The sequence below is a fragment of the Leclercia sp. W17 genome (genome assembly GCF_003336325.1).
Lineage (GTDB): Bacteria > Pseudomonadota > Gammaproteobacteria > Enterobacterales > Enterobacteriaceae > Enterobacter.
Map to the genome: position 1 here is coordinate 113777 of NZ_CP031101.1, position 23996 is coordinate 137772.

Here is a 23996-nt window from a genome sequence, read left to right on the forward strand (position 1 = left end):
GGATTATTCCACGATGAACAGCGGCTTGCCAGTCATCTCTTGCGGGATTTCCATGCCCATCAGGGTCAGCATGGTTGGGGCGATGTCCGAAAGCTTACCGCCATCAACGGATTTCACGTTTTTATCACCGACATAAATCAGTGGTACCGGCAGGTTAGTATGCGCGGTATGCGCCTGACCGGTGGCCGGATCGCGCATCTGCTCGGCGTTACCGTGGTCAGCGGTGATCAGCATCTGGCCGCCTGCGGCTTCCACCGCTTTGGTAACCTGTTCAATGCACAGATCCAGCGCTTCAATGGCTTTAATTGCCGCTTCCATTACGCCGGTATGGCCCACCATGTCGCCGTTCGGGTAGTTACAGATGATGGCGTCGTATTTGCCGCTTTCGATAGCAGCAACCAGCTTCTCGGTCAGCTCGGCGGAGCTCATCTCTGGCTGCAGGTCGTAGGTCGCCACTTTCGGGGAGTTGATCAGAATGCGGTCCTCGCCTTTGAAGGACTCTTCCACGCCGCCGTTAAAGAAGAAGGTAACGTGGGCATATTTTTCGGTTTCGGAGATGCGCAGCTGGGTCTTGTCGTGCTTCGCCATCCACTCGCCGAAGGTGTTCGCCAGAGATGACGGCGGATAGGCACATGGCGCTTTAATGTCGGCGGCATATTCGGTCAGCATCACGAAATCGCCGAGCTTAACCTCTTTTTTACGGGCGAAGCCGTCGAAATCGGCGTTGACGAAAGCACGGGTGATTTCGCGGGCACGGTCAGCACGGAAGTTCATGAAAATCAGCGCATCGCCATCTTCCATTGCGGCATCGGCCTGGCCTTCAGCACGGATCACGGTCGCTTTTACGAACTCGTCGTTTTCATCGCGGGCATATGCGGCTGCCAGCGCGGCAACAGCGGTATCTGCCTGGAACTCGCCTTTGGCTTCAACCAGCAGATTGTAGGCCTGCTCTACGCGATCCCAACGGTTGTCGCGGTCCATGGCGTAGTAGCGGCCAATGATAGAGGCTACGCGGCCTTTGCCCAGCGCGGCAAACTTCTCTTCAAAGGCTTTCAGGGAGGATTCAGCGCTGCGTGGTGGGGTATCGCGGCCATCCAGGAAAGCGTGCAGATAGATTTTGTCTGCTCCTTTCTCTGCTGCCAGCTCCACCATCGCCATGATGTGATCTTCATGGCTGTGAACACCGCCCGCGGAGAGCAGACCCATAATATGCACCGCTTTGCCTGCGGCGGCAGCTTTCTCAACCGCGCCGGTCAGCACCGGGTTTGCAAAGAAGGTACGTTCTTTAATTTCAACATCCAGACGGGTCAGGTCCTGATAAACAATGCGGCCTGCGCCCAGGTTGACGTGTCCAACTTCGGAGTTGCCCATCTGGCGATCGGGCAGACCCACTTCCAGGCCGGACGCATCAATCAGGGTGTGTGGACGTTTTGCCCACAGCGCATCCATGACCGGGGTTTTAGCGTTGAAAATGGCGTTATCCTGCTGATCTTCGCGATAGCCATAGCCGTCAAGAATCACCAGTACCATAGGTTTTTTAGAAACCGACATTGCGACAACCTCTTTGCTCAAAAGACAAAAAATTTGCGTAATTTTACTACAGCTGAATCGATCAAATAGCCGCAGAAGATCAAAGAAACCGCAGGGGTAGGGCTAAGGTTAGGCCATTTTTGGTCTTTTTTTTCGTGGCAGTACGCAGAAAATGGATTAGCTTATTGTCGCTGGCTGTATTTGCCACAACGCACAGGTATACTCCTGTCCTGGTTTTTTATTCACTCAGTCGGGAGTCGTTACCCCCCATGCAAGAAATTATGCAATTTGTCAGCCGCCACCCCATACTTTGTATCGCGTGGATTGGTCTACTGGCGGCAGTACTTTTCACCACGTTCAAAGGCCTCACCTCGAAAGTGAAGGTGATCAACCGCGGCGAAGCAACGCGTCTTATCAACAAAGAAGATGCAGTGGTTGTCGATCTGCGTCAGCGCGATGATTTCCGCAAAGGCCATATTGCAGGGGCGATTAACCTGCTGCCGACCGACATCAAAGCTAATAACCTTGGCGAACTGGAAAAGCATAAAGATAAACCGATTATCGTCGTTGACGGCACCGGTATGCAGGCTCAGGAGCCCGCAAACACGCTCGTCAAAGCTGGCTTTGAGAAAGTCACTGTCCTGAAGGACGGTATCTCTGGCTGGAGCGGCGAGAATCTGCCTCTGGTTCGCGGTAAGTAAACAGGAGTCTGAACATGGCCAATATCGAGATCTACACCAAAGCGACCTGTCCGTTCTGCCATCGTGCAAAAGCGCTGCTGGACAGCAAAGGCGTTACCTTCCAGGAACTGCCGATTGATGGCGACGCTGCAAAGCGTGAAGAGATGATTAAACGTAGTGGCCGTACGACGGTTCCGCAGATTTTTATCGATGCGCAGCACATTGGTGGCTGTGATGACTTGTATGCGCTTGACGCGCGTGGTGGACTCGATCCGCTGCTGCGCTAAGGCGTTTTAGGACAATTAAAAAGGGCTTTTCCATGTCAGAACAAAATAATACCGAGATGACTTTCCAGATCCAGCGCATCTACACCAAAGATGTCTCCTACGAAGCACCTAATGCGCCGCACGTTTTCCAGAAAGACTGGCAGCCAGAGGTTAAACTTGATCTGGATACCGCTTCCACCCAGCTGGCGGAAGATGTGTATGAAGTCGTGCTGCGTGTTACCGTAACCGCCTCTCTGGGCGAAGAGACTGCATTCCTGTGCGAAGTACAGCAGGGTGGCATCTTTTCCATCGGCGGCATCGAAGGTAATCAGATGGCGCATTGCCTGGGTGCATACTGCCCGAACATCCTGTTCCCGTATGCCCGTGAATGCATCACCAGCCTGGTTTCCCGTGGTACGTTCCCGCAACTGAACCTTGCGCCGGTGAACTTCGATGCGCTGTTCATGAACTATCTGCAGCAGCAAGCTGGCGAAGGTACTGAACAACATCAGGATGCCTGATGAGTACTGTCAATGCGTCAATGACTGTGATCGGTGCCGGCTCTTACGGCACCGCTCTTGCTATTACTCTGGCAAGAAATGGACACGAAGTGGTCCTCTGGGGCCACGATCCCAAACATATCGCGACGTTACAAGCCGATCGCTGCAACGTTGCGTTCCTCCCCGATGTGCCTTTCCCTGACTCACTGCATCTTGAAAGCGATCTGGCGACGGCGCTTGCCGCCAGCCGTAATATTCTGATCGTGGTGCCGAGCCACGTGTTTGGCCAGGTGCTGCGACAGATTAAACCGCTGATGCGTGACGATGCGCGCGTGGTCTGGGCGACTAAAGGGCTGGAAGCCGAAACCGGACGCCTGTTACAGGATGTCGCCCGCGAAGCGCTGGGCGATGCCATTCCGCTGGCGGTGATCTCCGGCCCGACCTTTGCGAAAGAGCTGGCGGCAGGGCTGCCGACGGCCATCTCGCTGGCCTCGACCGATGAGACCTTCGCTGACGATCTGCAGCAGCTGCTGCACTGCGGTAAGAGCTTCCGCGTTTACAGCAACCCCGATTTTATCGGCGTACAGCTGGGCGGCGCGGTGAAGAACGTTATCGCTATCGGTGCGGGCATGTCCGACGGCATCGGCTTTGGCGCCAACGCACGTACCGCTCTGATCACCCGTGGTTTAACTGAAATGTCCCGTCTTGGCGCGGCGCTCGGTGCCGATCCGGCCACCTTTATGGGGATGGCAGGGTTAGGCGATCTGGTGCTGACCTGTACCGACAACCAGTCCCGTAACCGGCGTTTTGGCATGATGCTCGGCCAGGGCATGGATGTGATCGGCGCGCAGGAGAAGATCGGCCAGGTGGTGGAAGGCTACCGCAATACCAAAGAAGTCCGCGAGCTGGCACACCGCTTTGGTGTCGAAATGCCAATAACCGAGGAAATTTATCAGGTATTGTATTGCGGAAAAAATGCGCGCGAGGCAGCATTGACCTTATTAGGTCGCGCACGCAAGGACGAGCGTAGCAGCCGTTAACCGCAGGAAAGCGTTATCACCTGAATGACCCGGCCAGCAAAGAACTGGCCGGTCATTATTATTACGTCTGGAGTAAGCAATGCCGTGTGAAGAACTGGATATCGTCTGGAACAATATTAAAGCCGAAGCCCGGGCTCTGGCTGACTGTGAGCCCATGCTGGCCAGTTTCTACCACGCGACGCTACTCAAGCACGAAAATCTCGGCAGCGCCCTGAGCTATATGCTCGCCAACAAACTGGCTTCACCGATCATGCCGGCTATCGCCATCCGTGAAGTGGTGGAAGAGGCCTATGCGGCCGACCCGGAGATGATCGCCTCCGCCGCCTGCGATATTCAGGCGGTACGCAACCGCGACCCGGCGGTGGATAAATACTCCACGCCATTGCTCTATCTGAAAGGTTTCCACGCCCTGCAGTCCTACCGTATCGGCCACTGGCTGTGGAACGAAGGTCGCCGCGCGCTGGCCATCTTCCTGCAAAATCAGGTCTCGGTGAGTTTCCAGGTGGATATTCACCCGGCGGCGAAGATTGGTCGTGGCATCATGCTCGACCACGCGACGGGTATTGTAGTGGGTGAAACGGCGGTGATTGAAAACGACGTCTCGATCCTGCAGTCCGTGACCCTGGGCGGTACCGGGAAAACCAGCGGCGACCGTCACCCGAAAATCCGTGAAGGGGTGATGATTGGCGCAGGCGCGAAGATCCTCGGCAATATCGAAGTCGGGCGCGGCGCGAAAATTGGCGCCGGTTCCGTAGTGCTGCAACCTGTGCCTCCGCATACCACCGCGGCTGGCGTTCCGGCGCGTATCGTCGGCAAGCCAGACAGCGACAAGCCAGCAATGGATATGGATCAGTTCTTCAACGGCATCCACCATACCTTTGAGTATGGCGACGGGATTTAACCTGTTGGCCCGGTAGCGCTGCGCTTACCGGGCATTACCGGATGGCGACGCAAGCCTCTTATCCGTCCTGGCGTAATATCGCGCCAGGGTATCCCAGCTGGCGCCAGGCCTCATACACCACGACCGACACCGCGTTCGACAGGTTCATGCTGCGGCTGTCCGGCATCATCGGAATACGAATTTTTTGTTCAGCAGGCAGGGCATCAAGAATGGTGGCCGGCAGGCCGCGCGTTTCCGGGCCAAACAGCAGATAATCCCCTTTCTGATAGCTCACGGCGCTGTGGGCAGGCGTGCCTTTCGTCGTCAGGGCAAAGATCCGCTCCGGCTTTTCCGCGTCCATAAATGCGGTCAGATCCTTATGGCGCACCACGGCGGTGAATTCGTGGTAATCCAGCCCGGCGCGGCGCAGGCGCTTGTCGTCCCACGTAAAGCCCATCGGCTCAATGATGTGCAGACGAAAACCGGTGTTAGCGCAAAGGCGGATGATGTTGCCGGTGTTGGGTGGAATTTCTGGTTCGAATAAAACGATGTTAAGCATGCTGCCCCCTTGAATAGCGGGGGCAGGATACCATCCCCTCTCCCCTTTGGGGAGAGGATGAGGGGTTAAGCCGCGTTCCCCTGCGCCAGCGGCGCCAGCCCGGCAGGGAGCTTACTCAACTCCTGCACCAGCATCTCCTTGCTGATTTCCGGGATGGTTTTCGCGCCGGTCAGCGTCATTGCCACCTTCATCTCTTTCTCGATCAGGTTGAGCAGATTGGCGACGCCTGCCTGGCCGTGGGTCGCCAGCGCGTACAGATAGGCGCGACCCAGCAGGACCGTATCGGCGCCGAGGGCAATCATACGCACCACGTCCAGACCGTTGCGGATCCCGGAGTCCGCCAGAATTGCGATATCGCCTTTTACCGCATCGGCAATGGCGGGCAGGGCGCGGGCCGAGGAGAGCACGCCGTCGAGCTGGCGGCCGCCGTGGTTCGACACTACGATACCGTCAGCACCAAAACGCACCGCATCCCGGGCATCTTCCGGATCAAGGATCCCTTTGATCACCATCGGGCCATCCCAGAACTCGCGGATCCACTCCAGGTCTTTCCACGAGATGGACGGATCGAAGTTATTCGCCAGCCAGCCTATATAATCTTCCAGCCCCGTCGGTTTACCCAGATAGGTAGAGATGTTCCCCAGATCGTGCGGGCGACCGTTGAGCCCCACATCCCACGCCCATTGCGGATGCGTTACCGCCTGCCAGTAGCGGCGCATCGCCGCATTGGCACCGCTCATCCCGGAATGGGCATCGCGATAGCGTGCGCCGGGGGTCGGCATGTCTACGGTAAAGACCAGGGTGGAACAGCCTGCCGCCTTCGCCCGCTCCAGCGCATTGCGCATAAAGCCGCGGTCGCGCAGGACGTACAGCTGGAACCACATCGGGCGCTTGATAGTCGGAGCCACCTCTTCAATCGGGCAGACCGAGACGGTTGAAAGCGTAAACGGAATACCTTTCGCATCCGCGGCGGCGGCGGCCTGCACTTCACCCCGGCGGGCGTACATGCCACACAGCCCGACCGGGGCGAGGGCGACCGGCATGGAGAGCGTTTCATTGAACAGCTTCGTCTCAAGGCTCAGGTCGGACATATTCTTCAGCACGCGCTGGCGCAGGGCCACTTCCGACAGGTCTTCCACGTTGCGACGCAGGGTGTACTCGGAATAGGCCCCTCCATCGATATAGTGAAACAGGAACGGTGGCAGGATGCGCTGGGCGGCGGCGCGATAGTCACTGGCTGCGGAAATGATCATCAGTTCTTCTCCCTGGAAATAACGGTATCGCCCGGCAGACGGGTGATACGCGCCTGCCGGGCCTGATCTTCATCAAATTGTTTAATGGTGGTATGGACGAAGCCCAGATGCGCCATCATCGCGGCGCGTGCGGCTTCGGCATCACCTGCCAGAATGGCGTTGAGGACCGCTTCGTGCTGCTCGGTCAGTCGGGCAAAAACCGGCGGCACCAGATACATGCGCTGGCGACTCTGCTTTACGGACGATTGCAGCAGGTCGAAGAAGCCGCGCATGGTCTGGAGCAACACGACGTTGTGTGAGGCCTCGGCAATGGCCAGATGAAACCGGACGTCCGCCTGCGAAGCGATATCCGGATCGCTGCTTTGCGTGGCCTCGAAGCAGGCTTTGAGCTTCTCTTTATCCGCTTCGGTTGCCCGCATAGCCGCATGCCAGGCGGTGCTGGTTTCTATGGCGTGGCGGGCTTCGAGGATGTCAAAGCTGTAGTCCGGGTCGTTCTCCATCAGAGTTTTCAATGGCTGAACAATGTTCTGCCCGGACCAGTCATCGTCCTGCCAGCGCACAAAGGTGCCGCCACCGCGACGGCTCACCAGCACTCCTTCGCTGACCAGGGTCGCCAGGGCTTCGCGCAGCGAGTTACGCGATACGCCAAGCCGGGCAGCAAGCTGGCGTTCGGCGGGCAACTTCATGCCCGCTTCCAACTGCATCTCTTCAATCAGCGCCCGCACGCGAGTAGCAATCTCGTCGGACAGGCGTCTGGGCATTACTATCATGGGATCATCCAGGTTAAGACATAGGCCTGCAGGGTGGTGATGACCCCGACCATGCAGGTAAATATCAGGCTGTGTTTAACGGTAAAGCGGAACAGGTCGGACTCTTTCCCCACCAGGCCTACCGCCGCACAGGCAATGGCGATGGACTGCGGAGAGATCATCTTGCCGGTGACGCCACCGGTGGTGTTGGCCGCCACCAGCAGAACATCCGACACGCCAATCTGCTGCGCGGCGGTCGCCTGCAGGGCCGCGAACAGGGCGTTCGATGAGGTATCTGACCCGGTCAGGAACACTCCCAGCCAGCCGAGGAACGGCGAGAAGAAGGTGAAGGCTGAACCGGTATGGGCCAGCGCCAGGGCCAGCGTGGACGACAGGCCGGAGTAGTTCGAGATAAAGGCGAATGCCAGCACCATGCCGATGGAGTAGATCGGCAGCATCAGCTCTTTAATGGTTGCGGCAAAAGTCTGCACCGCGGCGGCAGGCTTCATGCGCAGCCACACCACGGAAAGGAGGGCGGCAAACAGAATGGCGGTACCGGTGGCCGAGAACCAGTCGAACTTGAACACCGCCGCGTACGGCGTGGCGTCATGTACCACCGGCGGCATACGGGCAACCATCTTGTCGAGGAACGGCACGGAGATATTGACCACCATGTCATACAGCGCGCCGTTCGGAGCGAACAGGGCTTTAAAAGGTGGGATACTCCACAGCGTCACGGTCGCGGTCAGGAACAGGAATGGAGACCAGGCGCGGACGATTTGTCCTGCGGTATAGCCCGTGCGCGCCAGGGTCTGATCCACGTGCGAGGCGCCCATGTCGGCAAAGCGGAAGATTCGCACCGGCTGCCAGCGTTTCAGGAACAGCGTCAGGCAGACCAGCGAGACCAGGGAAGAGATAATGTCCGGCAGTTCCGGGCCAAGGAAGTTAGAGCTCAGGTACTGGGCGATGGCGAACGAGCCACCCGCGACCATTACCGCAGGCCAGGTCTCTTTAATGCCGCGCCAGCCATCCATAATCGCCATGATCCAGAACAGCACGATAATGGTCAGGAACGGCAGCTGGCGACCCACCATCTGGCCGATCTCGAAGCTGTCCAGCCCGGTTACCTGCCCGGCCACCAGAATTGGAATACCCATCGCACCAAAGGCCACCGGCGCGGTGTTGACGATCAGACACAGGCCAGCGGCATAGAGTGGATTAAAGCCCAGCCCGACCAGCAGGGCGGCGGTGATCGCCACCGGCGCACCGAATCCGGCTGCCCCTTCCAGGAACGCCCCAAAAGAGAAGCCGACGATCAGCATCTGCAGGCGCTGGTCCGGGGTGATGGAGAGAATCGACGAGCGGATAATGTCGAACTGCCCGGTTTTCACCGAGATTTTATAGACAAAGACCGCGGCAATGATGATCCAGGCAATGGGCCACAGGCCGTAGAAGAAGCCATACACCACCGAGGCCAGGGCGCGATCCACCGGCATTTTGTAGAAGAACAGCGCTACCAGCAGGGCAATGGCAACGGTGTACGTTGCGGCAAGATAGCCCTTCAGCTTGAGCTTAATCAGCGCGAAGAAGAAGAACAGGATAGGTAGCGAGGCGATCAGGCTTGATAGCCAGATATTTCCTGCCGGATCGTAGTTTTGTTGCCAGAGGCTCATTGCAGGTCTCCTGAGGACCACACCTTCTGCGAGGCGGTGAGTCTGTGCTCATCTCTGCGTCACATTACGTGTAAAAGTGGTCCTGCCGATAGTGTGATGTAGGGTTAATGACAACAAATGGTTAACCAAATGTTATTGGTCGGCAATGTGTTTGTGAGCAAAGATTATAGAAATGTGAACCGGGGAAGGATTGCTTAGTGAATTGGTAGGGCCAATATGGAGGGGGAGAAAGCGGTAGGCCGGGTCAGCATCGCGCCACCCGGCAAAAAATCAGAATTCGGACTTACTGAAACCGGTCATCTCTTTCAGACCCATTTCACGACCCAGCTCGGTCATCGGATGGACAACCACCAGGCCGCGCACGCTTTTCTTCAGCTTGCCCATATCGGCCTGCTCTTTCTTGGTGATCGCACGGCGGAACGGCAGCTTAGTGAGTTTTTGCGCCTCTTTGCTCAGCTTCTGGCTGTGCACGCTGCGCAGACGTTCGATCTCAGTTTCCAGCGTCGCTTTCTCTTTTTCCAGTTCGGCGTACTTCTCTGCGGCATCAACCAGAGAGAGGCTGGCCTGCTGGTGGCGGATCAGATCCAGACGATCGCTCAGACGTTTAATTTCACTCTTTTCGACTTCTTTCATAACAAATGGCTCTAAAAACAGGGGGAATTACCACAAAGGATACACGAATGTGCGCAGGCTTACTTCTGAAACGCTTTTTTTAAGCTGATTCGGGAAATCAGCTCGGTCAGGGAGAGTACCATGGTAGAGCGAACAATCTGCTGATAACGCTGTTTCTGCATGGCGTAAAGCTCAGGATCGCTGGTATCAAAATGCGGGGCCGGGGGCAGGGCGGTAACGCAATGCAGCTCGCCCAGCGGACCGAGGATCTCGTCGTCGGTAAACGAATAGTCGTTGCCGTCGTGATTGAGCTCCTCGCGCAACGCCATCAGCAGTTCCGCATCTTCATACTCGTGACGGCTGATGACGCCCAGGCCATAGATCAGTTTCAGACGTACAGATAAATCGCCCAAGGGGCCGTCACCGTCGAGCAACGGTTCAACTGCGTATTTCACTGCGTAGTCGTCTTTGCGAAACACCTGAAGCACCAGGATATTCACCGCCTCGGTTAATAACTCGACGGCGGATATCAGGAAACTTCGAACGGTTTTGCCAGCATTCAGACGCTCCAGCACACGGTTTTCAAAGGCCTGGGTTTGTTCCATTATTGCCTGCATATCTGACAAACTATATTCCGGGCGCAGGATGACCTGCGCCAGTTCCTGCATCATTTGGTTGCGTTATAGTCGTTCACCGCCTCCACAACCACGTCGCTGTTGGCATCCAGACCGGATACCTGCGCCAGCGCGGCCTGTGGACCTTTCTCAGCAATCAACTGCGCCAGCTCCTGCGCCTGCGGATCTTCTTCGCTGCGGTAGTGCATCGCGGCAGCAATGCCTTTGACCAGGTTGGCGTGCGGCAGACCATATTCCAGGGTGCCGAGCAGCGGCTTAATCAGGCGATCGCCCGCACTCAGTTTGCGCAGCGGCTGACGGCCAACGCGCTCAACGTCATCTTTCAGATACGGGTTTTCAAAACGACCGAGGATTTTCTGAATGTATGCCGCATGCTTATCGGCATCAAAACCGTAGCGTTTAATCAATACCGCGCCGCTCTCATCCATTGCACCTTTTACCACGGCGCGAACCTTCTCATCGAGAATGGCGTCACGAATGGTCTGATGACCGGCTAATTTACCGAGGTAGGCGGTTATAGCATGCCCGGTGTTCAGCGTGAAGAGCTTACGTTCGACAAATGCCATCAGGTTATCAGTTAATTCCATGCCAGCAATGTCAGGCAGTGGGCCTTTAAACTGGGTTTTATCGACAATCCATTCACTGAAGGTCTCGACGGTCACTTCCAGCGGATCGTGAGTGGCAGAGGCGGACGGTGGCACAATACGGTCTACGGCGGAATCAACAAAGCCAACGTGCTCTTCAACCCAGGCTTTGTCTTCATCGGCTACCGCGGCCATCACGTGGCCTTTCAGCTGGCTGGTACCGCGCACCATGTTTTCACAGGCGATGATGTTCAGCGGGGCGTCGTTACCCTGGGCCTTACGTTTGGCCAGACCTTTCGCCACCGCTGGCGCGATGCGCTCCAGTACCACCGGACCGACGGCGGTCGTCACCAGGTCAACCCCGGCAATCAGGTCGATAACGTCGTCGCCAATGCTACTGACCGCGTTGACGCCGGTCACGGTTTCAACCTGCTCGTTTTCGCCAACCACATGCACCTGATAGCTATGACGTGCATTCAGGGCATCAAGTACCGTCTGATTTACATCGGCGAATGTCAGCGTAATGCCCGCGTCTGCCAGCAGTTTGCCGATAAAGCCACGACCGATGTTACCTGCGCCAAAATGTAATGCTTTCATAGTATTAACCTTCATCAATGTTTTTACCCGAGAGGGCTGGGGTGAGGAACCACGCGAATTTCCCCTCACCCTAGCCCTCTCCCCAACGGGGAGAGGGAGGTTTGCTTAACTTACTTGTTCAGCAGCGCCAGAACTTCTTCTACGCTGGTGGTGTTAGCCAGACGTTCGATAACACTCTCATCGTCCAGGGCATTGGTCAGGCTGGTAATCACCTGAATGTGCTCGTTGTTACGGGCCGCGATACCAATTACCAGACGGGCGATGTCATCTTCTTCTTCACCGAAGCGCACGCCTGCCGGGTACTGACAGAACACCACGCCGGTTTTCAGAACGCGATCTTTCGCTTCAACCGTACCGTGCGGTACCGCAATGGATTCGCCCAGGTAGGTCGGGGTCAGTTTTTCACGTTCCAGCATCGCATCAACATATTCTGGCTGAACGTAGCCGCCTTTCACCAGCTGCTCACCGGCAAAGCGAATCGCTTCTTCTTTATTGCTCGCGGTACGGCCAAGGAAGATGTTCTCAGCACCCAGACGGAACAGGTGGCTGTTGCTCTCATCGAAGCTGTCCTGCAGGCTGGTACGCACTTTCACTTCGTTTTCTTCGTGACGCTGTGCCGCCACCAGGCGTTCGGTCAGGCTGGTGTACAGGCCGCTGTCGAGGAAGTTGGTCAGCGAAATGTGCTGCGCCTGCGGTACCTGGCGCATCGCACGCTCGGTCAGGTCGCGGTGGGTGATGACCAGGTCAACATCCGGCGGCAGGCTGTTAATGGCGCTGTTAGTAACGGAGATCTGAGACAGACCGGCATCCGCCACTTTCTTACGCAGTACGCCTGCACCCATGGCGCTGGAGCCCATACCGGCGTCGCAGGCAACGATGATTTTACGTACATGGCTCAGGTCGTTAGAAACATCGCCCGCAGCCAGCGGCGTTGCGCCTTTAGACTGGGCTTTCATGTCCTGCATACGACGGGTTGCCGCTTCGATATCGTCTTCTTCTTTCACTTTGCTGGTTTTCAGCAGGATAGACGCCACGATGAAGGAGACCGCCATTGCTGCAAAGATTGCCGCGAGGTTAGCGAAGTAAGCACCTTTCGGGGTCATCGCCAGTACTGCCAGGATAGAACCCGGAGAGGCTGGAGAAACCAGACCGCCACCCAGCACGCTCAGGGTGAACACACCGGTCATACCGCCGAGGATAACGGCGAGGATCAGACGTGGGTTCATCAGCACGTATGGGAAGTAAATTTCGTGGATACCGCCCAGGAAGTGGATGATTGCCGCACCGCCCGCAGACTGTTTCGCACTGCCACGACCGAAGAAGATGTACGCCAGCAGGATACCCATACCTGGACCCGGGTTCGCTTCAATCAGGAAGAAGATAGACTTGCCGAGGTCATGAGACTGCTGAATACCCAGCGGTGAGAAGATACCGTGGTTGATGGCGTTGTTAAGGAACAGGATTTTCGCCGGTTCAACAAAGATGGACGCCAGCGGCAGCATGTCGTGGGCAACCATGAAGTTAACGCCCGCCGCCAGCAGTTTGGAGAGCACTTCAACTGCCGGGCCAATGCCGAGGAACGCCAGAATCGCCAGGATCATACCGATGATGCCGGCAGAGAAGTTGTTCACCAGCATTTCGAAGCCGGATTTGATCTTGCCATCAACCCAGACGTCAAATTTCTTAATTGCCCAGCCACCCAGTGGACCGGCAATCATTGCGCCGAGGAACATCGGCATATCCGCACCGACAATAACACCCATGGTGGTGATAGCACCGACCACGCCGCCACGGTCACCGCCTACCAGACGACCACCGGTATAACCGATGAGCAGCGGCAGCAGATAGGTGATCATTGGGCCTACAAGTTTTGCCAGCGTTTCGTTAGGCAACCACCCTGTCGGAATAAATAACGCGGTGATAATACCCCACGCGATAAACGCGCCGATATTTGGCATCACCATGTTGCTGAGGAAACGACCAAAGCTTTGAACTTTGATCTTGAAATCGGATGACATAAAACACCCCTTCTTTTTGTTTACGCAGGCCTTCGGCCCGAGGTTTGTTGTGAATGCGGTGGCAGAGGTAGCCTGCACTGTTCTGATGTCGTGAAATCTGGCACTTAATTGTTTCACTGTCCAGATGGGTAAAATTTATGTGATCTAAGTCACGTAAATGTAGGGGGTGTGGTGAAGAATGACGTGATAGATATCACAAAATTGACGCGTAAAAAAAATACAATGGGCATGAAAGCGGCAATTTAGCCCCTTAAATGTGAAGCAAATCACATTTCGAAGTCGCGAGTTTGTTTCTGGAGTGTGATCAAAACCACAAAATATTTTTATGCGGATTTCTCTGGATGTGATCGCTGACAACTTCTGCTTTGGCGAACAGCGCCAGGATGTAAGTCAACAACACTTATAGCTAAAATTAAATGTTTGTAATGTGGTATGGCGAAAAGTTCTAAGCTAAAGTAAACAGGTACTGTAAATTTAAGTCTATTATTATTCAGGATATATTTTGTCACGCTTATAAACTTGCATGGAGATATAACAAAAAACCATACTCCCCGGCTCTGAAATATTAAGTTCACGATGGTGTGCTTAACAGTGAATTAATATGCTTGCTTACCATTTAATTATTTAAATGAGTTGTTGATTTATTTAGCGAGGCAAATATGTTTCTCAACTATTTTGCGCTGGGTGTGTTGATTTTCGTATTCCTGGTTCTTTTTTATGGAATCATCGCTATCCATGACATTCCATATAATATTGCCAAAAAACGCAACCATCCTCATGCCGATGCGATCCATACGGCGGGATGGATTAGCCTGTTTACGCTCCATGCCATCTGGCCGTTTCTGTGGATTTGGGCCACGCTCTACCAGCCAGAGCGCGGCTGGGGGATGCAGAACCACATTCAGCCGCCAGAACGTAGCCCCGACGTAGATGCGCTGGCGAAGCGCGTAGCCGAGCTGGAACAAAAACTGGCCGCCGTGCCGCCCGTTGCTGACAAGAATACGCCGGAGCAATAATCATGGATCTGTTGATCATATTGACCTATGTCGCGTTTGCATGGGCCATCTTTAAAATATTCCGTATCCCGGTAAACCAGTGGACGCTGGCGACCGCAACATTAGGCGGCGTATTTATCGTGGCCGGCCTTATTTTATTAATGAACTATAACCACCCCTATACGTTTACGGCGCAGAAAGCGGTAATCTCAATTCCGATTACGCCGCAGGTTACAGGGGTGGTAACTGAAGTGACCGATAAAAATAACCAGCTCATTAAAAAGGGCGAAGTGTTATTTAAAATCGATCCGGGCAGGTATAAAGCCCGCGTCGATCGTCTGCAGGCCGACCTGGTGACGGCGACACACAATATTGATGTCCTGAAAGCCCAGCTTGCGGAAGCACAATCGAATACCACCCGCGTCTCCGCCGAGCGTGACCGTCTGTTCAAAGACTATCAGCGTTATGTGAAAGGCAGCCAGGCAAAGGTAAATCCGTTCTCTGAAAGCGATATCGATAACGCGCGGCAAAACTACCTGGCGCAGGACGCCATGGTGAAAGCCTCCGTGGCGGAACAGGTGCAGATCCAGAGCCAGTTAGAGAGCATGTCTAACGGTGAGCAGTCGCAGATTGCCTCTCTGCGCGCCCAGTTGGCCGAAGCCACCTATAATCTGGACCAGACCATCATCCGGGCGCCGAGTAACGGCTACATCACCCAAGTGCTGATTCGTCCGGGAACCTATGCGGCTTCACTGCCGCTGCGTCCGGTGATGGTGTTTATCCCTGAACAGAAACGGCAGATTGTGGCGCAGTTCCGCCAGAACTCGTTGCTGCGTCTGAAACCGGGCGATGAAGCCGAAGTGGTATTCAACGCCCTGCCAGGCCAGGTCTTCTCTGGCAAGCTCACCAGCATCCTGCCGGTGGTGCCGGGCGGTTCTTACCAGGCGCAGGGCTCGCTGCAATCCCTGACGGTGGTGCCGGGTACTGACGGCGTGCTGGGCACCATTGAACTGGAGCCGAACGCCGACGTGGACGCTCTGCCTGACGGTATCTATGCCCAGGTGGCGGTTTACTCCGATCACTTCTCGCATGTTTCCGTGATGCGTAAGGTCCTGCTGCGTATGACCAGCTGGATGCACTACCTCTATCTCGACCATTAATCCCCTGAAAGGCAGGCATGCGCGACGCATCGCCTGCCTTTTTTCTTTGCCTGAGCCATACTTATGCTTTTGTTGGCGGATAAGGAGCAGGCAATGAAACTCATCGGCAGTTATACCAGTCCCTTTGTACGTAAAATCTCCATTCTTCTGCTGGAGAAAGGCATCACTTTTGAATTTGTTAATGAACAGCCCTATCAGGCTGAAAGCGGTGTCGCGCAGTACAATCCCCTGGGCAAAGTCCCGGCGCTGGTAACCGATGACGGTGAACACTGGTTCGATTCCCCCATCATTGCCAGCTATATCGAACTGCTGGATATCGCCCCGGCGATGATACCCCGTGAACCGAAAGCGGCGCTGGCTATCCGGCAAATCGAGGCGCTGGCGGACGGGATCATGGATGCGGCGTTAGCCTCCGTGCGTGAACAGGCCCGCCCGGCGGCGCAGCAATCCGAGACCGAGCTGCTGCGCCAGCGGGAGAAAATCACTCGCAGTCTCGATCATTGTGAGCAGCTGATCCGCGAGGGGAAAATTGCCACCGACAGCGTCAATCTGGCGACCATCGCCATTGCCTGCGCCATCGGCTACCTCAATTTCCGCCGGGTTTCACCGGGCTGGTGCGTTGATCGTCCGCTGCTGGTTAAGCTGGCGGAAACCCTCTTCCAGCGTGAAAGTTTCGCCCGTACCGAACCGCCAAAGGCTTGATGTCGTCGATAACACTTCCTTGCCGGACGCGGTACAATCGCCCTGACATTGACTCCCTCTCCCGTCGGGAGGGGGGAAAATACCTAACCGTCAGGCATATTCATGACTACTCAGCACGCTCTCTACAGCCAACTCCCCGCGACCGATCGTCTGCTTCGCGATGCCCGTCTTACTGCCATTATTGCCCGTTTTGGTCACAGCCGAACGGTGGAAACCTTGCGTCTGTTGCAGGACGAAGCCCGCGCCGGGATCCGCGCCGACAACCGCCTGCCAGCGTGGTGCGACGACTGGGCCCTGGAGACCGAAAAGCGGCTGACGCAGGATGACGAACAGGGGCTGCGGCAGGTGCTGAACCTGACGGGCACCGTGCTGCATACCAATCTGGGACGCGCGCTGCTGGCAGAGGAGGCGGTTGCCGCGGTCACCCAGGCGATGCAGGTGCCAGTAACCCTGGAGTACGATCTCGACGGTGCCGGACGCGGCCACCGCGACCGCGCGCTGGCGGCGCTGCTGTGCCAGCTCACCGGGGCGGAAGATGCCTGCATTGTGAATAACAACGCCGCCGCAGTGCTGCTGATGCTGGCCGCGACGGCGAGCGGCAAAGAGGTGGTGGTCTCCCGCGGTGAGCTGGTGGAGATTGGCGGCGCGTTTCGCATCCCGGATGTGATGACCCAGGCCGGGTGCCAGCTTCGCGAAGTGGGCACCACCAACCGTACCCACGATCGGGATTACGCCGCAGCCATCAATGAAAACACCGCTCTGCTGATGAAGGTGCATACCAGTAACTACCACATCGAAGGCTTTACCCATGCCGTCGACGAAGCCGAGCTGGTGCGCATCGGGCAGGAGAAAGAGGTACCGGTGGTCGTCGATCTGGGCAGCGGTTCGCTGGTGGATCTCAGCCGCTATGGTCTGCCGAAAGAGCCGATGCCCCAGGCGCTGATTGCCGCCGGTGTCAGCCTGGTGAGCTTCTCGGGGGATAAGCTGTTAGGCGGTCCGCAGGCGGGGATTATTGTCGGCAAGCGCGATCTGATTGCCAGATTGCAACAGCATCCACTGAAACGCGCCCTGCGGGCGGATAAAATGACCCTCGCCGCGCTGGAGGCGACCTTGCGACTCTATCTTCACCCGGAGACGCTGGCCGAACGGCTGCCGACGCTGCGCCTGTTGAGCCGCGATGCCGCCTCCATTCACCGTCAGGGAGAGCGGCTGCTGACAGACATTGCTGCACACTATCCTGACTTCGAGGTGCGGGTGGAAGATTGCCTGTCGCAGCCGGGCAGCGGGTCGCTGCCGGTGGATCGTCTGCCCGGCGCGGCACTGACCTTTACCCCGCGCGACGGGCGCGGCGGCCAGCTGGATGCGCTGGCATTGCGCTGGCGATCGCTGCCCGTGCCGGTGCTTGGACGGATCAAGGACGGGCGCCTGTGGCTGGATTTACGTTGCCTGGAAGATGAAGCACTGTTTCTGGAGATGTTGTTGAAATGATTATTGCCACCGCCGGTCATGTTGACCACGGCAAAACGACGTTGTTGCAGGCGATCACCGGCGTCAACGCCGACCGACTGCCGGAAGAGAAAAAGCGCGGCATGACCATCGATCTGGGTTATGCCTACTGGCCGCAGCCGGATGGCCGGGTGCTGGGGTTTATTGACGTGCCGGGGCACGAAAAGTTTTTATCCAACATGCTGGCAGGGGTGGGCGGTATCGATCACGCCCTGCTGGTGGTGGCCTGTGATGACGGGGTGATGGCGCAGACGCGCGAGCATCTGCAGATCCTCAGTCTGACCGGCAACCCGCAGCTGACGGTGGCCCTGACCAAAGCCGATCGCGTTGATGAGGAGCGGGTGGAGGCGGTGCGCGAGGAGGTGCTGGTGACCCTGCGCGATTATGGCTTCGCGGATGCCACGCTGTTTGTCACCGTCGCCACCGAAGGGCGGGGAATTGATGCCCTGCGTGAGCATCTGCAACAGCTCCCTGAGCGCGCCCATGCTGACCATCACCGTTTTCGGCTGGCTATCGACCGCGCCTTTACCGTGAAAGGGGCGGGGCTGGTGGTGACCGGCACGGCGCTGTCTGGCGAGGTGCGCGTGGGTGACAACCTGTGGCTGACCGGGGTCAACAAGCCGGTACGTATTCGCGGGTTGCACGCGCAGAATCAGCCTGTCGAACAGGCGCACGCCGGACAGCGTATTGCCCTGAACCTGGTGGGCGATACGGAAAAAGCTGAGCTGAACCGTGGCGACTGGCTGCTGGCCGAAGCGCCGCCGGAGCAGGCCACGCGGGTGATTGTCTCCCTGCAGAGCGATGTACCGCTCGCGCAGTGGCAGCCGCTGCATATTCACCATGCCGCCAGCCACGTGACGGGGCGTGTCTCGCTGCTGGAGGGGGCGCTGGCGGAGCTGGTTTTTGACACCCCTCTGTGGCTGGCCGACAACGATCGGCTGGTGCTGCGCGATATTTCTGCCCGCGTCACCCTGGCCGGGGCGCGGGTCGTGACGCTTAACCCCCCGCGTCGCGGAAAGCGTAAGCCGGAGTACCTGCACTGGCTGGCGACGCTTGAGACGGCGACGGATGACCGCAGCGCCCTGCTGGCGCACCTGGAGCGTGGGGCGGTGAATCTGGATGACTTTGGCTGGGCACGCCAGCTCAGCGGAGAAGGGCTGCGTCAGCTGATGCAACAGCCGACGTTCATCCAGGCCGGAAACAGCCTGTTAAACACCCCGGTTGCCGCCCGCTGGCAGCGTAAAATTCTCGATGTGCTGACAACCTATCATCAGCAGCATCAGGATGAACCTGGCCCCGGGCGCGAGCGCCTGCGCCGTATGGCGCTGCCGATGGAGGATGAAGCTCTGGTGCTGCTGCTGATCGAGCGGATGCGCGAGAGCGGGGAGCTACAGAGCTACCACGGCTGGCTGCATCTGCCGGATCATAAAGCGGGCTTTACCCCGGAGCAGCAGGCCGTCTGGCAAAAAGCGCAGGCGCTGTTCGGTGACGACCCCTGGTGGGTACGCGACCTGGCGCGCGAAACCGCCACTGAGGAACAGACCATGCGTCAGGTGCTGAAGCATGCGGCGCAGCAGGGGCTGATCACCGCCATCGTCAAAGACCGTTACTATCGCTACGATCGCATCGTCACCTTTGCGAATCTGATCCGGGCGCTGGATAGCGAGCGCGGCTCGACCTGCGCGGCGGATTTCCGCGATCGGCTCAACGTCGGGCGTAAACTGGCGATCCAGATCCTGGAGTATTTCAACCGCATTGGCTTTACCCGCCGCCGCGGTAACGATCATCTCCTGCGTGACGCGCAGCTCTTTACCGGCGAATCGCCGCAGCCTTAAGCCTCGCTTCTGGCAAGTTTCTGTTTTGCCAGCCATACGGCGCCCAGCCTGCCCGCCTGGTTACCCAACTGGCAGGGCAGGATAGGCACCTGCAACGCCTCCCACTCTTCAAAGGTCTGCAGGTGTCTGTCGAGCAGCTTATAAATTTTCTCCTGCTCGCTGATGCCGCCGCCAATCAGCACCACCTGCGGATCAAACATAGAGATGACGCTGTAGACCCCGCGGGCCAGAAACAGCGCCCACTCTTCGACGGCTTCGCGCAGGTGCAGGTCGTTCTCCATACGCTCAAACAGCTCTTCGCCTTTCGGCATCTCCTCTTCGGAGACCGCCAGCGCCCGGCGGCAGGTCTCCATCAGCCCTTTGGCCGAGGCGACTTCATGCATCCCTTCGCCGTTCTTACCCACCGGGATCACCCCGAACTCCCCGGCGCGGTGGTGCGAGCCGCGCCAGAGATCGCCCTCCACCACAATACCGCCGCCGATGCCGGTGCCGAGCGTAATGCAGACAAAATTTTCATATTCACGCCCCGCGCCGCGCCAGCGTTCGCCCAGTGCAGCACAGTTGGCGTCATTCTCGGCGATAACCGGCAGGTCCGTCAGCTCTGAGAAAAGCGCATACAGGTTGACGTTGTCCAGATAGTCGAGCGCGCCCGCCTTTGCGGCTTCGCCGGTATGGGTATTGATGTGGCCAGGAAAACTCACGCCGATAGCCGCGATCTCGTGTTCATTCTGGTAAGCCTCGACCACCTCGCGCCACTGTTGCTTAAAGCTCTCCTCATCCTCTGGGGTATCAAACTGATCGGTGGCGATTTCGTTGCCGTTCTCGTCGATCACGCCATGTTTAATGTGGGTTCCGCCCACGTCAAAGCCGATAAAAAGCCGCATTTATCCTTACCTCCGCCCGGGTTGTGCGCTTTAAGTATGGCTCAGCGCCGGAAACCAAACGTAAAGTAAGGTAATGCGTGAAGGGGCTCGCAAAGCAGGCGACGACTGGCGATATTTTCACCGCCGCGGTCTACCTTTGAAGGACACTACACACAAGGAGACAGTCATGACGAATAACCCTCCATCAGCACGTATCCTGCCTGGCGAATATGGTTTTCCTCTCAAACTTAAAGCCCGTTATGACAACTTTATCGGCGGCGACTGGGTTCCTCCGGCCGACGGCGACTATTATCAGAACCTCACCCCGGTGACCGGCCAGCCGCTGTGCGAGATCGCCAGCTCCGGGAAACGTGATATCGATCTGGCGCTGGATGCCGCCCATAAAGCGAAAGAGAAGTGGGCGCACACCTCGGTGCAGGATCGCGCGGCGATCCTGTTCAAAATCGCCGATCGCATGGAGCAGAATCTGGAGCTTTTAGCCACGGCGGAGACCTGGGACAACGGTAAACCGATCCGCGAAACCATGGCCGCCGACGTGCCGCTGGCGATCGACCATTTCCGCTATTTCGCCTCCTGTATTCGTGCGCAGGAAGGGGGGATCAGCGAGGTGGACAAAGATACCGTGGCCTATCACTTCCATGAGCCGCTGGGCGTGGTCGGACAGATCATTCCGTGGAACTTCCCGCTGCTGATGGCCGCCTGGAAAATGGCGCCCGCGCTGGCGGCAGGCAACTGTGTGGTGTTGAAACCGGCGCGCTTAACCCCGCTGTCGATCCTGCTGCTGATGGAAGTGGTGGGCGACCTGCTCCCGCCGGGTGTCGTGAATGTGGTCAACGGTGCGGGCGGGGAGATTGGCGAATATCTGGCGACCTCCAAACGGATCGCCAAGGTGGCCTTTACCGGCTCCACCGAAGTGGGCCAGCAGATCATGCAGTATGCCACCCAGAACATCATCCCGGTCACGCTGGAGCTGGGCGGAAAATCCCCGAACATCTTCTTCGCTGATGTGATGGACGAAGAGGACGCCTTCTTTGACAAGGCGCTGGAAGGGTTTGCGCTTTTTGCCTTCAACCAGGGTGAAGTCTGTACCTGTCCAAGCCGGGCGCTGGTGCAGGAGTCCATTTACGAACGCTTTATGGAGCGCGCCATCCGCCGCGTGGAGTCGATCCGCAGCGGCAACCCGCTGGACAACGGTACCCAGATGGGGGCTCAGGTTTCCCACGGGCAGCTGGAGACGATCCTCAACTACATTGATATCGGTAAGAAAGAGGGGGCGGATATCTTAACCGGCGGACGGCGCAAGATGCTGGACGGGGAGCTGAAAGAGGGTTACTACCTGGAGCCGACCATCCTGTCCGGTAAAAATAACATGCGCGTCTTCCAGGAGGAGATCTTTGGCCCGGTGTTGGCGGTGACCACCTTCAAAACCATGGAGGAGGCGCTGGAGCTGGCCAACGATACCCAGTATGGCCTGGGCGCAGGCGTCTGGAGCCGCAACGGCAATCTGGCCTATCAGATGGGACGCGGGATCCAGGCAGGACGCGTATGGACCAACTGCTATCACGCTTATCCGGCCCATGCCGCGTTTGGCGGATATAAACAGTCGGGTATTGGCCGCGAAACGCACAAGATGATGCTGGAACATTACCAGCAGACCAAGTGCCTGCTGGTGAGCTACTCCGACAAGCCGCTCGGGCTGTTCTAACCCTTCAGCGCAGGCCGCCGCTGGGTGGCCTGCGCAATCTGTTTACGCAGGGTATTCAGCACGCCGTCGAGCACATACTGCACCCGCCACGGTTGATAGTCACGTTTACGGAAGATAGCCACCAGATCCAGCCACCACTCCTCCTGATGCGCGAAGCAGGGCACCAGAACACCCTGTTCGATCTCTTTCTGCAGGCTCTGTTTGGGCGCAAAAACGGGTAATGCTGCCAACTTACTGATTTAGTGTATGATGGTGATTTTAAGGTGCTTGCGTGGCTTCCATTTCCATCAGATGTCCTTCCTGCTCCGCTACTGAAGGCGTGGTGCGTAACGGCAAAAGCACTGCCGGACATCAGCGCTATCTCTGCTCTCATTGCCGTAAAACATGGCAACTACAGTTCACTTACACCGCCTCTCAGCCCGGTACGCACCAGAAAATCATTGATATGGCCATGAATGGCGTCGGATGTCGCGCCAGTGCACGCATTATGGGCATTGGCCTCAACACGGTTTTACGTCACTTAAAAAACTCAGGCCGCAGTCGGTAACCTCGCGCATACAACCGGGCAGTGATGTGATTGTCTGCGCTGAAATGGACGAACAGTGGGGCTACGTCGGTGCTAAATCACGTCAGCGCTGGCTGTTTTACGCGTATGACAGGATACGGAGGACGGTTGTGGCGCACGTCTTCGGTGAACGCACTCTGGCCACACTGGAGCGTCTTCTGAGCCTGCTGTCGGCTTTTGAGGTCGTGGTATGGATGACGGATGGCTGGCCGCTGTACGAATCACGCCTGAAGGGAAAGCTGCACGTTATCAGCAAGCGTTACACTCAGCGCATTGAGCGACATAACCTGAATCTGAGACAACATCTGGCAAGGCTGGGACGGAAGTCACTGTCGTTCTCAAAATCGGTGGAGCTGCATGACAAGGTCATCGGGCATTATCTGAACATAAAACACTATCAGTAAGTTGGAGTCATTACCGAATCACCGTATAAAGGTTATAACGAGAATGTTTCCGCTGTTCCATTAATGCACTACGAAGGGGAACATTTTTACGTGCGTCAGGCTACCGGCGGCTGGATTATCTGGAAAGATGCCAAAACGAACTCAGCCTGACCGCCTCCTGGATGCCGCTGCATTTCGATCCGGACGATAACGACGACTCTGCGATGAAGCAGTTGGACGAGCGCAAAGCTTCCGCGATGCTGGGCGGGGCGTACTATCGCCACGAAAGCTGGGGTAGCCTGAAGTTGGCGATTGCCGCCGATGCGATGGATGAGAGCGGTGGGGTGGTGGGCGAAATGTCTTATTTCCGCCCGTTCCGCATGGCGCGCCTGACCCTGACGCCATCGGTGGGGGTCTTTTACTACGATGAAAGCTTCAACGATTACTACTACGGTGTGTCGCAGAAAGAGTCCCGTCGCAGCGGTTTAGAGCAGTACAACGCAGGCGAAACTGTGACCCCTTATGTGGGTGTGGCAGCTAAATACCCGCTGACACAAAATCTCTCTCTGAATGCCAGCGCCGTCTATACCGTGCTGCCTGACGATGTGAAAAACAGCCCGATGATCGACCGTGACGACAGCTTCGCGCTGATGACCGGTCTCTCCTGGAGGTTTTAAGGAAGTAA

The 23996-nt window shown here is 57.1% G+C and carries 22 protein-coding genes and 2 pseudogenes; 13 read left to right on the forward strand and 11 right to left on the reverse strand.

Going from position 1 to position 23996, the window contains the following annotated elements; all coding sequences use genetic code 11:
- Positions 1 to 3 precede the first annotated feature (3 nt).
- Positions 4 to 1551 (reverse strand): 2,3-bisphosphoglycerate-independent phosphoglycerate mutase, encoded by a 1548-nt coding sequence (gene gpmM, locus DVA44_RS00570; protein WP_114385520.1) that lies wholly within the window; start codon positions 1549 to 1551, stop codon positions 4 to 6.
- A gap of 248 nt (positions 1552 to 1799) precedes the next feature.
- Between gpmM and DVA44_RS00575 the strand changes: the two genes are divergently transcribed.
- The 5 genes from DVA44_RS00575 to cysE all read left to right on the forward strand — a co-directional run bounded on the left by DVA44_RS00575 (position 1800) and on the right by cysE (position 4917).
- A complete protein-coding gene (locus DVA44_RS00575) occupies positions 1800 to 2231 on the forward strand; it encodes a rhodanese-like domain-containing protein (RefSeq protein ID WP_103177737.1) in 432 nt (143 codons plus the stop codon).
- A gap of 14 nt (positions 2232 to 2245) precedes the next feature.
- A complete protein-coding gene (gene grxC, locus DVA44_RS00580; protein ID WP_103177738.1) occupies positions 2246 to 2497 on the forward strand; it encodes a glutaredoxin 3 in 252 nt (83 codons plus the stop codon).
- Positions 2498 to 2529: 32 nt separating this feature from the next.
- The gene (secB, locus tag DVA44_RS00585; RefSeq protein ID WP_032615746.1) at positions 2530 to 2997 is read left to right on the forward strand and encodes a protein-export chaperone SecB; all 468 of its coding nucleotides are present in this window, start codon (positions 2530 to 2532) and stop codon (positions 2995 to 2997) included.
- The gene (gene gpsA, locus DVA44_RS00590; RefSeq protein ID WP_103177739.1) at positions 2997 to 4016 is read left to right on the forward strand and encodes an NAD(P)H-dependent glycerol-3-phosphate dehydrogenase; all 1020 of its coding nucleotides are present in this window, start codon (positions 2997 to 2999) and stop codon (positions 4014 to 4016) included. The genes secB and gpsA overlap by 1 nt, the downstream gene beginning before the upstream one ends.
- Before the next feature lie 79 nt (positions 4017 to 4095).
- Complete coding sequence (gene cysE, locus DVA44_RS00595; RefSeq protein WP_103177740.1) at positions 4096 to 4917, forward strand: serine O-acetyltransferase; 822 nt, start codon at positions 4096 to 4098, stop codon at positions 4915 to 4917.
- A gap of 58 nt (positions 4918 to 4975) precedes the next feature.
- On the opposite strand, the gene trmL is transcribed toward cysE, so the two are convergent.
- The 8 genes from trmL to DVA44_RS00635 all read right to left on the reverse strand — a co-directional run bounded on the left by trmL (position 4976) and on the right by DVA44_RS00635 (position 13576).
- A complete protein-coding gene (gene trmL / locus DVA44_RS00600; protein ID WP_114385521.1) occupies positions 4976 to 5455 on the reverse strand; it encodes a tRNA (uridine(34)/cytosine(34)/5-carboxymethylaminomethyluridine(34)-2'-O)-methyltransferase TrmL in 480 nt (159 codons plus the stop codon).
- Positions 5456 to 5520: 65 nt separating this feature from the next.
- Positions 5521 to 6708 carry an FMN-dependent L-lactate dehydrogenase LldD gene (gene lldD, locus DVA44_RS00605; protein ID WP_103177742.1) on the reverse strand — a complete coding sequence of 396 codons (1188 nt, stop codon included), beginning with the start codon at positions 6706 to 6708 and terminating at the stop codon, positions 5521 to 5523.
- Positions 6708 to 7478 (reverse strand): transcriptional regulator LldR, encoded by a 771-nt coding sequence (gene lldR, locus DVA44_RS00610; protein WP_114316219.1) that lies wholly within the window; start codon positions 7476 to 7478, stop codon positions 6708 to 6710. Before lldR ends, lldD begins: the two co-directional genes overlap by 1 nt.
- Entirely contained in the window at positions 7475 to 9130 is a 1656-nt protein-coding gene (gene lldP, locus DVA44_RS00615; RefSeq protein WP_114316218.1) for an L-lactate permease, read from the reverse strand. The genes lldR and lldP overlap by 4 nt, the downstream gene beginning before the upstream one ends.
- A 270-nt stretch (positions 9131 to 9400) precedes the next feature.
- Positions 9401 to 9763: a YibL family ribosome-associated protein gene (locus tag DVA44_RS00620; RefSeq protein WP_114385522.1), complete on the reverse strand. Its 363-nt coding sequence runs from the start codon at positions 9761 to 9763 to the stop codon at positions 9401 to 9403.
- A gap of 59 nt (positions 9764 to 9822) precedes the next feature.
- Positions 9823 to 10413 carry a mannitol operon repressor MtlR gene (mtlR, locus tag DVA44_RS00625; RefSeq protein ID WP_114316217.1) on the reverse strand — a complete coding sequence of 197 codons (591 nt, stop codon included), beginning with the start codon at positions 10411 to 10413 and terminating at the stop codon, positions 9823 to 9825.
- Positions 10410 to 11558, reverse strand: coding sequence for a mannitol-1-phosphate 5-dehydrogenase (mtlD, locus tag DVA44_RS00630; RefSeq protein WP_103177747.1), 1149 nt, complete (start codon positions 11556 to 11558; stop codon positions 10410 to 10412). The genes mtlR and mtlD overlap by 4 nt, the downstream gene beginning before the upstream one ends.
- A 110-nt stretch (positions 11559 to 11668) precedes the next feature.
- Positions 11669 to 13576 (reverse strand): PTS mannitol transporter subunit IICBA, encoded by a 1908-nt coding sequence (locus DVA44_RS00635; protein ID WP_114316215.1) that lies wholly within the window; start codon positions 13574 to 13576, stop codon positions 11669 to 11671.
- A 659-nt stretch (positions 13577 to 14235) separates the two neighbouring features.
- On the opposite strand from DVA44_RS00635, the gene DVA44_RS00640 reads away from it, so the two are divergent.
- The 5 genes from DVA44_RS00640 to selB all read left to right on the forward strand — a co-directional run bounded on the left by DVA44_RS00640 (position 14236) and on the right by selB (position 19774).
- Entirely contained in the window at positions 14236 to 14592 is a 357-nt protein-coding gene (locus DVA44_RS00640) for a DUF3302 domain-containing protein (RefSeq protein ID WP_114316214.1), read from the forward strand.
- Positions 14593 to 14594: 2 nt separating this feature from the next.
- Entirely contained in the window at positions 14595 to 15731 is a 1137-nt protein-coding gene (locus tag DVA44_RS00645; protein ID WP_114316213.1) for an HlyD family secretion protein, read from the forward strand.
- A gap of 93 nt (positions 15732 to 15824) precedes the next feature.
- Positions 15825 to 16433, forward strand: a complete 609-nt coding sequence (locus tag DVA44_RS00650) for a glutathione S-transferase (RefSeq protein WP_114385523.1) — start codon at positions 15825 to 15827, stop codon at positions 16431 to 16433.
- A 102-nt stretch (positions 16434 to 16535) separates the two neighbouring features.
- Positions 16536 to 17921 (forward strand): L-seryl-tRNA(Sec) selenium transferase, encoded by a 1386-nt coding sequence (selA, locus tag DVA44_RS00655; protein ID WP_114385524.1) that lies wholly within the window; start codon positions 16536 to 16538, stop codon positions 17919 to 17921.
- Complete coding sequence (selB, locus tag DVA44_RS00660; protein ID WP_114385525.1) at positions 17918 to 19774, forward strand: selenocysteine-specific translation elongation factor; 1857 nt, start codon at positions 17918 to 17920, stop codon at positions 19772 to 19774. The genes selA and selB overlap by 4 nt, the downstream gene beginning before the upstream one ends.
- Here selB and DVA44_RS00665 read toward each other — a convergent pair.
- Entirely contained in the window at positions 19771 to 20658 is an 888-nt protein-coding gene (locus DVA44_RS00665; protein WP_114385526.1) for an ROK family protein, read from the reverse strand. The two genes, selB and DVA44_RS00665, sit on opposite strands and share 4 nt — an antisense overlap.
- A gap of 166 nt (positions 20659 to 20824) precedes the next feature.
- Between DVA44_RS00665 and aldB the strand changes: the two genes are divergently transcribed.
- On the forward strand, positions 20825 to 22363 hold the full coding sequence (aldB, locus tag DVA44_RS00670; protein WP_103177755.1) for an aldehyde dehydrogenase AldB: 1539 nt from the start codon (positions 20825 to 20827) through the stop codon (positions 22361 to 22363).
- Here aldB and DVA44_RS00675 read toward each other — a convergent pair.
- Positions 22360 to 22578, reverse strand: a pseudogene (locus DVA44_RS00675) (LysR family transcriptional regulator); the annotation flags it as partial. The gene aldB and the pseudogene DVA44_RS00675 sit on opposite strands and share 4 nt — an antisense overlap.
- Before the next feature lie 56 nt (positions 22579 to 22634).
- Between DVA44_RS00675 and DVA44_RS00680 the strand changes: the two are divergent.
- A protein-coding gene (locus tag DVA44_RS00680; RefSeq protein ID WP_225321516.1) for an IS1 family transposase occupies positions 22635 to 23332 on the forward strand; the annotation gives its coding sequence in 2 pieces (ribosomal slippage) (positions 22635 to 22884 and positions 22884 to 23332; 699 coding nt in all).
- Between the two features lie 6 nt (positions 23333 to 23338).
- Positions 23339 to 23988 (forward strand): annotated as a pseudogene (locus DVA44_RS00685) (MipA/OmpV family protein); the annotation flags it as partial.
- Positions 23989 to 23996 lie beyond the last annotated feature (8 nt).